The organism is Ruminococcus difficilis (assembly GCF_016680995.1).
Map to the genome: position 1 here is coordinate 15,917 of NZ_JAEQMG010000129.1, position 14,060 is coordinate 29,976.

General features: G+C 55.0%; 12 protein-coding genes. 6 read left to right on the plus strand and 6 right to left on the minus strand.

Annotation, left to right across the window (positions count from 1 at the left end; genetic code table 11):
* Positions 1-73: 73 nt before the first annotated feature.
* The 3 genes from JKK62_RS12170 to JKK62_RS12180 form a co-directional block, all read right to left on the minus strand.
* Positions 74-895, minus strand: a complete 822-nt coding sequence (locus JKK62_RS12170; protein ID WP_186833226.1) for a class C sortase — start codon at positions 893-895, stop codon at positions 74-76.
* A complete protein-coding gene (locus JKK62_RS12175; protein ID WP_201428114.1) occupies positions 895-1,809 on the minus strand; it encodes a class C sortase in 915 nt (304 codons plus the stop codon). The genes JKK62_RS12170 and JKK62_RS12175 overlap by 1 nt, the downstream gene beginning before the upstream one ends.
* Before the next feature lie 178 nt (positions 1,810-1,987).
* Positions 1,988-2,557 carry a PduL/EutD family phosphate acyltransferase gene (locus JKK62_RS12180; protein WP_186833224.1) on the minus strand — a complete coding sequence of 190 codons (570 nt, stop codon included), beginning with the start codon at positions 2,555-2,557 and terminating at the stop codon, positions 1,988-1,990.
* A gap of 89 nt (positions 2,558-2,646) precedes the next feature.
* On the opposite strand from JKK62_RS12180, the gene JKK62_RS12185 reads away from it, so the two are divergent.
* The 6 genes from JKK62_RS12185 to JKK62_RS12210 all read left to right on the plus strand — a co-directional run bounded on the left by JKK62_RS12185 (position 2,647) and on the right by JKK62_RS12210 (position 11,700).
* Entirely contained in the window at positions 2,647-3,213 is a 567-nt protein-coding gene (locus JKK62_RS12185; RefSeq protein WP_186833223.1) for a uracil-DNA glycosylase, read from the plus strand.
* A 124-nt stretch (positions 3,214-3,337) separates the two neighbouring features.
* Complete coding sequence (gene aspS, locus JKK62_RS12190; RefSeq protein WP_186833222.1) at positions 3,338-5,083, plus strand: aspartate--tRNA ligase; 1,746 nt, start codon at positions 3,338-3,340, stop codon at positions 5,081-5,083.
* A 14-nt stretch (positions 5,084-5,097) separates the two neighbouring features.
* A complete protein-coding gene (gene gatC / locus JKK62_RS12195) occupies positions 5,098-5,376 on the plus strand; it encodes an Asp-tRNA(Asn)/Glu-tRNA(Gln) amidotransferase subunit GatC (protein WP_186833221.1) in 279 nt (92 codons plus the stop codon).
* Between the two features lie 10 nt (positions 5,377-5,386).
* Positions 5,387-6,838 carry an Asp-tRNA(Asn)/Glu-tRNA(Gln) amidotransferase subunit GatA gene (gene gatA / locus JKK62_RS12200; protein ID WP_201428115.1) on the plus strand — a complete coding sequence of 484 codons (1,452 nt, stop codon included), beginning with the start codon at positions 5,387-5,389 and terminating at the stop codon, positions 6,836-6,838.
* Positions 6,835-8,247, plus strand: coding sequence for an Asp-tRNA(Asn)/Glu-tRNA(Gln) amidotransferase subunit GatB (gene gatB / locus JKK62_RS12205; RefSeq protein WP_186833219.1), 1,413 nt, complete (start codon positions 6,835-6,837; stop codon positions 8,245-8,247). Before gatA ends, gatB begins: the two co-directional genes overlap by 4 nt.
* 135 nt (positions 8,248-8,382) lie before the next feature.
* Entirely contained in the window at positions 8,383-11,700 is a 3,318-nt protein-coding gene (locus tag JKK62_RS12210; protein WP_201428116.1) for a NosD domain-containing protein, read from the plus strand.
* A 64-nt stretch (positions 11,701-11,764) separates the two neighbouring features.
* On the opposite strand, the gene JKK62_RS12215 is transcribed toward JKK62_RS12210, so the two are convergent.
* The 3 genes from JKK62_RS12215 to acpP form a co-directional block, all read right to left on the minus strand.
* On the minus strand, positions 11,765-13,141 hold the full coding sequence (locus JKK62_RS12215) for a TrpB-like pyridoxal phosphate-dependent enzyme (RefSeq protein WP_201428117.1): 1,377 nt from the start codon (positions 13,139-13,141) through the stop codon (positions 11,765-11,767).
* A 140-nt stretch (positions 13,142-13,281) separates the two neighbouring features.
* Positions 13,282-13,470, minus strand: coding sequence for a hypothetical protein (locus tag JKK62_RS12220; RefSeq protein WP_201428118.1), 189 nt, complete (start codon positions 13,468-13,470; stop codon positions 13,282-13,284).
* A gap of 205 nt (positions 13,471-13,675) precedes the next feature.
* Complete coding sequence (gene acpP / locus JKK62_RS12225) at positions 13,676-13,903, minus strand: acyl carrier protein (RefSeq protein WP_186833216.1); 228 nt, start codon at positions 13,901-13,903, stop codon at positions 13,676-13,678.
* Positions 13,904-14,060: the final 157 nt, after the last annotated feature.

Sequence of the window (14,060 nt, forward strand, 5' to 3'; positions counted from 1 at the left end):
GGATTGTAGTTTCTGCGGCAACAGAACTCGGGTGCGGGCAATTAAAAAACAGAGGCAGCCGCCTCTGTTTTTTTTACTTCTTCTCGCAAATAACGAGGTAACGTCCGAATCCGCCGTGTCCGTCGGGCGTGCAGGTGATAAGCGTCATAAGCTGCCTGCCGTCCTTGATGTAGATGTCGCCCGTTTCGTTCGGCGCGACGGTCTTGAAATCGATCACCTCGTAGTCGATAGTCTCCCAGTAATTCGTAAAACTCACCGTGTCGCCAAGGTCGAGCCGCTTTATGTTGTCAAAGAATATCCTGCCGATGTAGCCAGTGTGACCCGCGATCGCGACGTTCGTATTCTTCTCGTCAATCGGAAGCGAGGTGCCGCTGAGATGCGCGGCGCCGTAGCTCATCATGCTGTCATTCGCGCCGAGGTAAACGGGCAGATAGAGGTCGATCGACGGCGCGGAAAGATAACCGTAGAGGTTGTTCAGCCCGTACCTGCTCATGTCGAGCGCCGCCTTCTCGTAATTTATCGTGTCCACCGTGCCCTGATGATGAAAAATCGAGGCGTTGTACTCCTTGCTGTCGCTGTAGAGCCTGTCGAGGTCGTACTCAAAGCTGACTGTGTAGCTGTAGGTGCGAACACCCTCGGAGTTGACCGGGTAGCCCTCCTCGTCGATCTCGCCCTTTTCAAGCGCTTCCTCGAAGCTTTTGGCGGTGATTCCAAGCTCCTTCGCAGTCTCGGGATCGTCCTCCTTTATGACATGGTCGAGCGTCTCGGAATACTCCTCAATCACATTGTTCGCACGCTGCTGACCGATGAAATTCGAGACAGTCGGGAACAGAAGAAAGCCTATCCCCGTCAGAAGTATGATGATCGCGACAACGGTAAGGATTTTTCTCCACATCAGCTCTCACCGCCTTTGTTTTTGCGGCTTCTGCCGCGTCTTACGGCGAGAACCACAGCCGCGGCGACAACGAGAAGAAATACTCCGATTCCGATGATTATCGTGACATAGCTGAGCTTGTAGCCGAGGACATACATCGAATCCCTGCCGTTGTTCACCGCTTTGACCGTCTTGTTCACCGACTTGCTGCCGTCGTCTTCAACCACGATATCGGGGTCGTCGGGCACGCGCTCGCCGCGGACAAGCAGGCGGTGGGTGTTGACGGTATAGGGCGTGCAGGTCATCAGCGTTACGTAGTCCTTGCCCTTGACGACATAGAGGTCGTTAACATCGTTTGGAAGGACGGTTTTGATCTGGTCGACCCTGTACTCGAGCACGCGGTCGAGTACGTGTATATAGAAGAGGTCGCCCTCCTTCATGTCAAGAAGATAGTCGAACAGCGTCTTTGACGGATACGCCGAGTGCGCCGAGATCACGCTGTGCGTACCAAAGCCGCCGATAGGCAGAGAGGTGTTGTTGAGGTGCCCCGCACCCTTTTTGAGAACCTCGTCCGAGGTGCCGTGGTAGATGGGCAGATAGACGTCGATGGAGGGAATATCGATATATCCGATAAAGCCGTTGCCGTCGATGTCAAATGTCTCCTCGTAGTGCGCGCCGATTTTTTCATACGAATCGATATCGAACGGGTCTGTGAGGACGACGGTGTCTGTCAGGCTGCTGTTGTAGCTTTCGGCGTCGGCAAAGAGGTCATTTATCCTGTCGGAATCCATCTTCTCAACCTCCATCTGCTTCTGACGCGCCTCGCTGCGGTCGTTTATGTTGTTGACGATGGAGCTTACGAGCGGATAGAGCAGGATGCCCAGTCCGGCGGTAAAAATAACTATGATAAGTATAATTAGCAGGCGTTTTTTCATTTTTAACCTCGCAGGGAAATTATTAGGTATATTATACACCCAAATCACCGTCATTTCAACCGTTCAATTTCACCTTGCGCGCTGCTGTGTTTTATGATAAGATAGTTGGTAGCGAAACCGCCGCCAAAAACAAAAGGCCGGAGCGTACTCCGACCTTTCCGAAAAGCTGTTCAGTTAATTACTTGATGATCTCACCGTCAACGGTGCCGCCGAGACCTGCAGCGTTGCTCTCGTCGGTGTCAATGTGCATAGCGGGAGCGTACTTGGGGCTGACGCGGATAACAACGTCGCCGAATACGGTAGCTCTGCCTGTACCCTCGCCGACCTTGACGGAAACGATCTCCTTGTCCTTCAGACCGAACTCCTCGGCCGTTTTGGGATCGAGGTGAACGTGTCTCTGAGCGGCGATAACGCCCTGAGCGATTTCTACCTCACCCTCGGGGCCTCTGAGAATGCAGCCGGGTGTACCGGCTACGTCGCCTGATTCCTTAATGGGAGCGGCAATGCCGAGCTTGCGTGCGTCGGTGAGGCTGACCTCAACCTGATCGTCGGGTCTTTCGGGGCCGAGGATAGACATAGTCATCTCTCCTCTGGGGCCGACTACGGTAACCTTCTCGGTGCAGGCGAACTGACCGGGCTGGGAAAGGTCCTTCTTGTTGGTGAGCTGATGTCCCTTGCCGTAAAGTACGTCGAGGGTCTCGCGGGTTACGTGCACGTGGTGCGCGGAGGTTTCAACCATAATTTTCATAGATATACCACCTATCATATAAATTTGTTAGTTTCATTGTACTACGGTTTTGGATATTTTTCAAGTCTTTTTGAAGCGAGGTTTTTAAGATGTATCAGACATGGGAAGAATTGCAGTCAGCCTGCGAAAACTGCCGCAAATGCGGACTTTGCGAAACGCGCCACAACGTCGTTGTCGGAGTGGGCAACCCGAAGGCACAGGTTATGTTTATAGGCGAAGGTCCGGGCGAGAACGAGGACTTGCAGGGTGAGCCGTTCGTCGGACGCGCGGGCAAGCTGCTCGACAAGATGCTCGACGCTGTTGACCTCAACAGACACAGCAACATCTACATCGCGAATATCGTCAAGTGCCGTCCGCCGCAGAACCGCGACCCAAAGCCCGAGGAGCAGGAACAGTGCATTCAGTGGCTTCGCAATCAGGTAAAGCTTATCCGTCCCGAGATCATCGTATGTCTCGGCAGGATTGCCGCGGCTCAGATCATCAAGCCCGATATCAAGATCACGAAGGAGCACGGAATGTGGTTCGAGAAAAAGGGCGTGCTGATGATGCCTATGCTGCACCCGGCGGCGCTGCTTCGCGACCCGAGAAAAAAGCCCGAGGCGTTTGAGGACTTCATAAAGCTCAGAGAGAAGCTCGCGGAGATCAACGAGAGCTGATAATAAACAGGCTGTTACCGCCGCCGGACGACCCCTAAATAAAAAATTCACTCTTGATTGCCTGCCCATTCTGTGGTATAATACCATAGAATGGGTAAATTAGTATCTGAAAGGAAGGTTTTGAATGATAAAACCAAATATCTACCGCACCGTAAGCTGCGGTGAACTCAGAGAAGAAAACATCGGTCAGCAGGTTCGCGTGGCGGGCTGGGTCGAGAATATCCGCGATCACGGCGGCGTTATGTTCCTCGATATCCGCGACGAGTACGGCGTACTTCAGGTCGTAGTTCACGACGACAATCTGCTGAAAAATATCAATAAGGAGTGCACCGTCACCCTCAGCGGCGAGGTCGTAAAGCGCGACGAGGAAACCATCAATAAGAAGATCGCCACAGGCTACGTTGAGGTTCACACTGAGGACATCACCGTTCTCGGCAAGTGCAAAAACGCCCTGCCCTTCGAGGTAGGCACCTCCACAAACACAGGCGAGGACGTCCGTCTCAAGTACCGCTTCCTCGACCTGAGAAATCCCAAGGTTCACAACAACATTCTGTTCCGCTCAAAGGTTGTCGCCTTCCTGCGTCAGAAGATGCAGGAGCTGGGCTTTACCGAGATCAACACCCCGATTCTATCCACCTCCTCACCCGAGGGCGCGCGCGACTATCTGATTCCGAGCCGCAAGCACAAGGGCAAGTTCTACGCTTTGCCGCAGGCTCCCCAGATCTTCAAGCAGCTTCTGATGGTTTCGGGCTTTGATAAATACTTCCAGATCGCACCCTGCTTCCGCGACGAGGACGCTCGTGCCGACCGTTCGCCGGGCGAGTTCTACCAGCTCGACTTCGAGATGGCTTTCGCGACTCAGGAGGACGTTTTTGACGTAGCAGAGCAGGTGCTCTACGAAACCTTCTCGAAATTCACAGACAAAGAGGTCAGCAAGCCGCCGTTCGCGCGCATTCCGTTCGCGGAGGCGATGGTCAAGTACGGCACTGACAAGCCCGACCTCAGAAATCCGCTGATCATCAAGGAAATCAGCGATATGTTCGTCGAGACAGACTTCGCGCCCTTCCGCAAAAAGACTGTCCGCTCCATCAACGTTCCCGGCGCCGCCGCTCAAAGCAAGAAGTGGTTCAAGCGCATGGAGGAGTTCGCACTCTCCATCGGCATGAAGGGTCTGGGCTATGTCAAGGTAAACGACGATCTCACCTTTGACGGCCCGATCGACAAGTTCTTAAAGCCCGGCGACCGCGAGGAGCTTATCGAGCGCAACGGCTCAAAGGCAGGCGACGTGATCTACTTCATCGCCGATTCCGCAGTTGACGCGCCGAAGCTCGCGGGTCAGATCCGCACCGAGGTCGCGACGCGTCTCGGACTTATCGACGAGAGCCGCTTCGACCTCTGCTTCATCGTGGACTTCCCGATGTTCGAGCGCGACGAGGACGGCAAGATCATCTTCACCCACAACCCCTTCTCGATGCCGCAGGGCGGTCTTGAGGCGCTCAACACAATGGATCCCGAGGAGATCCTCGCTTACCAGTACGACATCGTCTGCAACGGCGTAGAGCTCAGCTCCGGCGCTGTCCGCAACCACGATATCGAGATCATGAAAAAGGCGTTCGACATGGCGGGCTACTCAGAGGACGACCTCAAGGCCAAGTTCTCAGCCCTCTACAACGCGTTCCAGTACGGTGCGCCGCCTCACGCGGGCATGGCTCCCGGCGTTGACAGAATGATCATGCTCCTCACGGGAGAAGAAAACATCAGAGAGGTCATCGCCTTCCCGATGAACTCCAACGCCCAGGACGTACTTCTCGGCTCACCCGGAGAGGTCACCGAGCAGCAGCTCAGAGAGGTTCATGTTAAATTGAGATAAAGGACTGAATATATATGGTAACTAGAGAAGACGTTGAAAACATCGCCCTGCTCTCAAAGCTCTTTGTCCCCGAGGAGGAGCTTGACGGACTGACCAAGTCCATGCAGGAGATAATCGACTTTGCCGACGCCATCAACAACGCTCCCGCGAGCGATGAGGGCTTCGACTGCATCAACAACCTCTCCAACGTGTTCCGCGAAGACGAGGTAGTTTCCTCCTATCCGAGCACGGAAATCCTCAAAAACGCTCCCGAGCAGGCTGAGGATCATTTCCTTGTGAGAAACAGAGAATAGGAGGCGCGTGATGGGTACTATCGCTAAAATACACGAAATGCTCGTAAACAAGCAGGTTTCCTGCGAGGAGCTGACAAAGAGCTATCTCAGCGAGATAGAGAAGGCAAACCCCGAGCTTAACGCCTACGTCTGCGTTACTCCCGAAGCCGCTCTGAAAACCGCTCAGGCGGTCGACAAGAAAATCGCCGCGGGCGAGGAGATCGGCTCACTCGAGGGCGTGCCGATGACCCTCAAGGACAATATGTCCACCAAGGGTATCGAGACCACCTGCTGTTCAAAGATATTAAGCGGCTACAAGCCGATTTTCGACGCTACGGTATGGGAGACGCTCAAATCTCAGAACGCCGTTCTGCTCGGCAAAACCAACATGGACGAGTTCGCAATGGGCTCCTCATGTGAGAACTCCTGCTTCGGCGGCGCGGCTAACCCCTTCAATACAAACCACGTTGCAGGCGGCTCGTCGGGCGGCGTTTCCTCGGCTGTCGGCGGCAACATCGCGGCTTACGGCCTCGGCTCCGACACGGGCGGCTCTATCCGTCAGCCCGCGTCATTCTGCGGCGTTGTCGGCTTAAAGCCCACCTACGGCGCGGTTTCGCGTTACGGTCTTATCGCATACGCAAGCTCCCTCGACCAGATCGGCCCGATCACAAAGAGCGTAGAGGACGCTTCTCTCGTCTTTGACGCGATTGCGGGCAAGGACAAGCGCGACTCCACCTCTGTCGGCGGCGGCAACACCTACGCGACGCTTGACAACGACATCAAGGGCATGAAAATAGGCATCGCGCGCGAATACCTCGACGGTGTGCGCGACGACGTAAAGGAAGCGGTTCTCGCGGCGGCTGAGGTTTACAAGAGCCTCGGCGCGGAGATCGTCTACTTCGACCTGCCGATCCTGAAATTCGCTTTGCCCGTATACTATATTATTGCGTGCGCGGAGGCTTCCTCAAACCTCGGACGCTACGACGGTATCCGCTACGGCTACAAGACGGCGCATTACACCGGCACCCACGACATGATCTGCCGCACCAGAAGCGAGGGCTTCGGCGAAGAGGTCAAGAGAAGAATCCTTCTCGGCACCTACGTGCTCTCCGCGGGCTACTACGACGCTTACTACAAGAAGGCTCAGAACCTGCGCGGCACGATCATCAGCGCGTTCAACAAGGCGTTTGAGCAGTGCGACGTTATTCTCGCGCCGACAGTGCCCATGACCGCGTTTGAGAAGGGTCACGCTACCTCCGACCCGATCGAGACCTACCTCACCGACATCTGCACCGTACCCGTCAATATCGCGGGACTTCCCGGTGTGTCGGTACCCTGCGGCTTCAACGCGAAGGGCATGCCCATCGGAATGCAGCTCATCGGCAAGAGCTTCGGCGAGGCGCAGATCCTCAACGCCGCCTATAAATACCAGCAGGCGGCTCCCGATAAATTCATTGATACAAAGTGGGGTGTGAAGCTGTGAAATATGAGTTAGTTTCGGGTTTTGAGACCCACATCGAGTTACAGACAAAGACAAAGATTTTCTGCGGCTGCACAACCCAGTTCGGCGGCGAGCCGAATACCCATTGCTGTCCCGTATGCATCGGCCTGCCGGGTACGCTTCCCGTACTCAACCGCGAGGTCGTGCGCTACGCTATCAAGGCAGGACTTGCGGTTCACGGCGAGATCGCCGAGGTCGCAAAGATGGACAGAAAGAACTACTGCTACCCCGACCTGAGCAAGGCGTACCAGATCTCGCAGCTCTACGCTCCGCTGATCATCGGCGGCTACGTCGAGCTGAGCAACGGCAGAAGGATCCGCCTTCACCACATTCACATCGAGGAGGACGCCGGAAAGCTTATCCACCGTCACGGCGACACCTACGTTGACTACAACCGCGGCGGCGTACCGCTGATCGAGATCGTATCCGAGCCTGATATCCGCTCGATCGACGAGGCTAAGGAGTACGTTGAGAAGCTGCAGCAGGTCATGCGCAGCATCGGCGTTTCGGACTGCAAGATGCAGGAGGGCTCGATGCGCTGCGACGTAAACATCTCCGTACGTCCCGAGGGCAGCGACAAGTTCGGCACCAGAACCGAGATCAAGAACATGAACTCCATTACCAACATTGCGAAGGCGATGGAATACGAGTATGACCGTCAGGTCGATCTGATCGAGAGCGGCGGCAAGGTTGTTCAGGAGACCCTGCGCTACGACGACGCGAGCGGCACTACCTCCTCAATGCGCAGCAAGGAGGACGCTCACGACTACCGCTACTTCCGCGACCCCGACCTCGTTACCATTAACATTTCGCGCGAGGAAGTTGAAGAACTCAGAGCGCAGCTGCCAGAGCTGCCAGCCGAGAAGTGCAAGCGCTACATCGACGAGCTCGGCATTCCCGAAAAGGACGCTCAGCTGCTGACGAAGTACCGCCGTATCAGCGAGTACTTCGACGAGGCGATCGACGGCGTGAAGTCGCCCAAGACCGTTTCGAACTTCATCATCGGCCAGATTTTCCGCAGAGTCGAAACAGAGAACGACAAGGAAGCGTTCGACGTCGCGACCACACCCGCACAGCTCAACGAGCTTGTAAAGCTGCTCGACAGCGGCAAGATCCGCAACAACCTCGCCAAGGCGACTCTCGAGAAAATGCTCGACAGCGGCAAGGGCGTGCTCGAATTCATCAGCGAGAGCGACATGGGCGGCATGGACGAAAACGCGCTGCTTGAGCTCTGCAAGGCGGCTGTTGAGGGCAACCCCAAGGCTGTTGAGGATTTCAGAAACGGCAAGGAAAAGGCGATCAAGGCGCTTGTCGGCAACGTAATGAAGAACAGCCGCGGCAAGGCTGACGCACAGGCTGCCGAGGCAAAAATCAAGGAACTGATCGGATAACAATATAATTTCTCTTGCATAAGCGCACCGCGAAGGCATCGGCTTCCGCGGTGCGCTTGTTTTTATTTGCGTTGACAACTCGGCAATATAGTCGTATAATAGGACTATAATTTTATGAAAGTGAGGAGATTTATGTTGAAATTATTCAAAGGCTTTACAGCAGTTTCTCTTTCAGCGCTGATGGCGTTCTCCGCTGTCGCGACAGCGGCTGCCGCGGCGGACGACGCTTACGCAGGCGCGCAGGTCATCAACGTCAGCGCTGCGGACTTGCGCGACGGCGCACAGTGGGCGCTCCAGTCCGCTCTCGATCAGGCGAAGAATCAGGCTACAGCCTCGAACCCCGTGACCGTCAAGGCGGCTGCGGGCAGCTACGACCTCGGCTGGGGTCTGAAGATCTACGACAACACGACGCTCGACCTCAGCGGCGTTACGCTCAAGAGAACCTTTTCGGGCAATATGCTCAGAATAGGATACGAGGATCAGGTGAACTCGGGCGCTGTCGGCTATCAGTACAAGAACATCAGGCTCGTCGGCGGCACCTACGACGGCAACAACGGCGAGAACACCATGCTCAAGGTTGCCCACGCGAAGAACTTCTCGATGGAAAACGTCACCGTTATCAACGAGCGCGAGGGTCACATGATGGAGGTAGCGGGCTGCGACGGCTTCACCGCGACGGGCTGCACCTTCCGCGATCAGGTTCTCACTCCGCACCATGACGGATATGAGGCTATCCAGTTCGACATTCTCCACCCGAAGCACGTCGTCAACTGCCGCGCCGAGGATCTGAACTGCAAAAACATTCTCGTTGAGAACTGCGTATTCGACAACGTACCGCGCGCGGTAGGCACCCACACCGGCATTCTCAACAACCCCTTCGATGGGATCACTATCCGCAACAACACCTTCAGGAACCTCAAGAGTATCGCGGTTCAGGGCATGAACTGGATAAACGTCGATATCCGCATGAACGTGATCGAAAACGCTCCGCGCGGAATCACCGTATACTCCGTAATGGACGACGGCTCGGGCATCTTCAAGTCCTCCGAGCTTTCCTCTCTCGGCGGCACAACGAGCCACGTTTCGTCCTCGTACCAGACCCCCAAGAAGGCGAATATCAACATCTGCTACAATACGCTCAAAAACGTAGGCAGTCTCGCGGACGGCTTCGCTGATTACGAGAGTCAGGGTATCGCTGTTCTCGGCAACAAGCTCGAGCGTGTATTCCCGAAGGACTCCGTTGACGGCAGCGGCGCGCTTCCCGTCGGCGACTACTACAACGACGACGTGTCGATCTACGGCAACTACGTCGATATCCGCGGCAACGGTATCCGACTTGAGGACGTGAGAAACGCCTCTGTCACCCGCAACGAGATACTTTGCTCAAAGAACACCGTAAAGTCCGCGAACTACTACGGCATAGTTCTCCGCGACAACGCGCAGGTCGACGGCATTGAGTACAACACGATCAAGAACGCCGAGGTCAACGGCATTCAGATCGACTCGAGCAAGGTCGGCACGATAAACTACAACGACATCATCTCGCCCGGAAAGTACGGCATGGGCGTCTACACCACGACTATCGGCAGCATTACCGACAACTACGTCACCTCCGCCAAGAGCGAAGGCATAACCCTGCTCTGGTCGTCGAAGGCTGACAAGATAAAGTGGAACCGCGTCAGAAGCTGTTCTGGCACGGGTATTTACGTTTCCTCAAACAGCAGCTCGGGCGACGTTTCGAGCAACCTGACCTACAACTGCGGCGGCGGTATCAACGCGCCTAACAAGGGCTCCAACTACACCTCTCCCTCGCCGCTGACAAAGTTCTATCTCGAGAAGGACGGCGTTAAGATGGGAGTCGGCACCGCGTACAAGCTCGTACCCGACGTACGTCCCGTCAACGCGATCGAGTCCTTCAGCTACTCCTCGGCAAACAGCAGCATAGCAGCAGTCGACGCATACGGCAGGATCACCGCCAAAAAACAGGGCAGCACGACCGTCACCGTCGCTTCGTCGAACGGAATCAGGCAGTCCTACCGCGTTGAGGTCAACGGCGGCAGCGGAGTAAGCTACCTCGAGCCGAAGGTTCTCGACACTCCGCAGATTTCGGGCTTCAGGAGCACTGCTCAGGGCGTTGAAATCTCGATCGCAAAGGTCGACGGTGCTTACGGCTACAGGGTATTCTACAAGGGCTCGTCGGGCTGGAAGGCTATGGGCAACACCACAAGCACAACCTTCATCGACACAGATGTCCGCAACGGCGGCACATACACCTACACCGTCCGCTGCATCGACGCAAACGGCAACTTCACAAGCTCCTACAACAACACAGGCTGGACTTACACCTACAACTATCAACTTCCGCAGCTCGCCACTCCGCAAATCACGAAGTTCGAGAGCACCGATCAGGGCGTCAAGATCACATGGAACGCTGTCAGCGGCGCTTACGGCTACAGAGTATTCTACAAGGGCTCCTCGGGCTGGAAGGGCATGGATAACGTCACGACAAACACCTATATCGACGAGGACGTAAGGATCGGCGGCACATATACCTACACCGTCCGCTGCATGGACAAGGACGGCAGCTTCGTTAGCTCCTACAACAACACCGGCTGGACATACACCTATCAGCCGAAACAGCTCGACACTCCGCAGATAACGAAGTTCGAAAGCCCCGATCAGGGCGTAAAGATCACTTGGAACGCCATAAACGGCGCTTACGGCTACAGAGTGTTCTACAAGGGCTCCTCGGGCTGGAAGGGCATGGATAACGTCACGACAAACACCTACGTCGACGAGGACGTAAGAGTCGGCGGCACCTACACCTACACCGTCCGCTGCGTTGATCAAAACGGCAAGTTCACGAGCGGCTACAACGACAACGGCTGGACATATACCTATCAGCCGAAGCAGCTCGACACTCCGCAGATAACGGGCTTCCAGAGCACCGCGCAGGGCGTCAAGATCACATGGAACAAGGTCAGCGGCGCTTACGGCTACAGAGTATTCTACAAGGGCTCGTCGGGCTGGAAGGGCATGGATAATGTCACGACAAACACCTACCTCGACACCGACGTCCGCAACGGCGGCACCTACATCTACACCGTCCGCTGCATTGACAAGAACGGCAAGTTCACAAGCGGCTACAACGACAGCGGCTGGACTTATAAATACTCCTATACCACGACATCATATCCCGAATTCACCCTCGCAAACGAGTCGAACGGCGTGCGTATCCGCTGGAACAGCATGAGCGGCGTTTACGGCTACAGGGTATTCTACAAAAACAGCAAGGGCAATTGGGTATCTATGGACACCGTGACAGGCACCTCGTACCTCGATACCGACGTGCGCAACGGCAGCACATACACCTACACCGTCCGCGGAGTTGACAAGAACGGAAGCTACGTCACCTCGTTCCTCTCAAGCGGCAAGACGATCATCCACAACTGAACCCACACATAAAAAAACGGAGAGGCTGGAATTTCAGCCTCTCCTTTGTTATGCGGTTATTTAATTAAAGGTCTACTTTGGGAAGACCCGCGAAGCCTTTCGCGAGATCCTCGTCGGTGGGAATGTAGTCAGTCATTACGCCGTCGTTGTACTTCTCGTAAGCGACCATATCGAAGTAGCCTGTGCCTGTCAGGCCGAAGAGGATCGTCTTTTCCTCGCCTGTCTCCTTGCACTTGAGCGCCTCGTCGATAGCGACGCGGATAGCGTGGCTGCTCTCGGGAGCGGGAAGGATACCCTCAACGCGCGCGAACTGCTCAGCCGCCTGGAATACTGAGGTCTGCTCAACTGAGGTAGCCTCCATGAAGCCGTCGTGGTAGAGCTGTGACAGAGTCGAGCTCATGCCGTGGTAACGCAGGCCGCCTGCGTGGTTAGCTGAGGGAATGAAGCCTGAGCCGAGGGTGTACATCTTCGCGAGCGGGCAAACCATGCCTGTGTCACAGAAATCGTATGCGAACTTGCCGCGTGTGAAGCTCGGGCAGGACGCGGGCTCAACGGCGATAATGCGGTAATCAGCCTCACCTCTGAGCTTCTCGCCCATGAAGGGAGCGATAAGGCCGCCGAGGTTGGAGCCGCCGCCTGCGCAGCCGATGATGACGTCGGGCTTTACGCCGTACTTGTCGAGAGCCGCCTTTGCTTCAAGGCCGATAACGCTCTGGTGGAGAAGAACCTGGTTGAGCACGCTGCCGAGAACATAGCGATAACCCTCGGTGCCTACTGCAACCTCAACAGCCTCGGAGATTGCGCAGCCGAGTGAGCCTGTGGTGCCGGGGTGCTCGGCGAGGATCTTTCTGCCGATTTGTGTGGTTTCGGAGGGAGAAGGAGTCACGCTCGCGCCGTAGGTGCGCATAACCTCTCGGCGGAAGGGCTTCTGCTCATAGCTGACCTTGACCATGTATACCTTGCAGTCGAGGCCGAAGTATGAGCAGGCCATTGAGAGAGCTGTACCCCACTGACCTGCGCCTGTCTCGGTGGTAACGCCCTTTAGGCCCTGCTTCTTGGCATAGTAAGCCTGAGCGATAGCGGAGTTGAGCTTGTGGCTGCCGCTGGTGTTGTTGCCCTCGAACTTGTAGTAGATCTTGGCGGGGGTGTCGAGAGCCTTCTCGAGGAAGTATGCGCGGATAAGCGGAGAAGGACGGTACATCTTGTAGAAGTCCTGGATTTCCTCGGGAATGTCGATATAAGCGTCGGTATCGTTGAGCTCCTGAGCGATAAGCTCGTCACAAAATACGGGAGCAAGCTCCTCGGCGGTCATGGGCTTGAGTGTTGCGGGGTTAAGAAGCGGAGCGGGCTTGTTTTTCATATCGGCGCGCACGTTGTACCACTTCGAAGGGATTTCGTTTTCTTTCAGATAAATTTTATAGGGGATTTTGTTTTCAGGCATAGGGATTTCTCCTTTCAAAATTAATATTTAAAATAAAAAACCGCCCCAGCATTTGCCGGGACAGGATCATATCCTGCGGTGCCACCCTGCTTGGCGCTCTCGCGCCCTCTTAACGCGTACTTTCATACGCTGACCTTTGGTTACGGAAAGTCCTGTTCCGTCTCACATACTATGCGTGCCGCCTTGCACGGTAATAATACCGCCGCCGTCCGTTCGTCCGCGTCATGTCCGTCCTTTGCTCGTCCGTCCTCTGTCCGTTCGTCCGCCGTCCGCCGTCCGCTGCCCGACCGCCCGCGTTTCTGCTCGCCCTCGGAAGTCCATTCAGTCATACATTCTCTGCCGCGATTTCACCGCCCGCAGCTCTCTTTGAGAGAAGCGGTAAGACCTACTCACTCTTCCTCAACGGTTTAACGTGTCATATTTTACACCGAAATTATCGGTTTGTCAAGTGGTTTTCGGAAAAATTCACTAACATTGTGTCGAAAGGGATAAAAAAAGAGGGCAGGTTGACCTGCCCCGATTCTTGAGATTAAATTAGGAATTAGCCTCGATGTAGGAAACAAGAGCGCCTACAGTCTTGATGTTCTCGATTTCCTCGTCGGGAACCTCAACCTCGAACTCGTCCTCGATGGACATGAGAAGGTCTACTACGTCGAGAGAATCTGCGCCGAGATCTTCCTGAAGGTCGGTGTCAACGGTAATCTTATCCTCGTCAACGTCAAACTGCTCTGCAAGAATTGCCTTTACTTTTTCCAATACCATTATAAATTCCTCCCTAAAAGTAATTCGTGCCTGTGATTATGAAAATCTGGACAAAGGCACAGGTTTTATGCTACAATGGTTGCAAGCAAAATTGATTTGCTACTTCAATATTATTGATAAAATCACTCTTTGTCAATATCTATTTCAAAATTTTTTT

Excerpts from the sequence above, each read along its gene's own strand:
- JKK62_RS12170 (WP_186833226.1), bottom strand. The coding sequence starts at position 895 with ATGTGGAGAAAAATCCTTACCGTTGTCGCGATCATCATACTTCTGACG.
- JKK62_RS12175 (WP_201428114.1), bottom strand. The coding sequence starts at position 1,809 with ATGAAAAAACGCCTGCTAATTATACTTATCATAGTTATTTTTACCGCC.
- JKK62_RS12180 (WP_186833224.1), bottom strand. The coding sequence starts at position 2,557 with ATGAAAATTATGGTTGAAACCTCCGCGCACCACGTGCACGTAACCCGC.
- JKK62_RS12185 (WP_186833223.1), top strand. The coding sequence starts at position 2,647 with ATGTATCAGACATGGGAAGAATTGCAGTCAGCCTGCGAAAACTGCCGC.
- aspS (WP_186833222.1), top strand. The coding sequence starts at position 3,338 with ATGATAAAACCAAATATCTACCGCACCGTAAGCTGCGGTGAACTCAGA.
- gatC (WP_186833221.1), top strand. The coding sequence starts at position 5,098 with ATGGTAACTAGAGAAGACGTTGAAAACATCGCCCTGCTCTCAAAGCTC.
- gatA (WP_201428115.1), top strand. The coding sequence starts at position 5,387 with ATGGGTACTATCGCTAAAATACACGAAATGCTCGTAAACAAGCAGGTT.
- JKK62_RS12215 (WP_201428117.1), bottom strand. The coding sequence starts at position 13,141 with ATGCCTGAAAACAAAATCCCCTATAAAATTTATCTGAAAGAAAACGAA.
- JKK62_RS12220 (WP_201428118.1), bottom strand. The coding sequence starts at position 13,470 with ATGACTGAATGGACTTCCGAGGGCGAGCAGAAACGCGGGCGGTCGGGC.
- acpP (WP_186833216.1), bottom strand. The coding sequence starts at position 13,903 with ATGGTATTGGAAAAAGTAAAGGCAATTCTTGCAGAGCAGTTTGACGTT.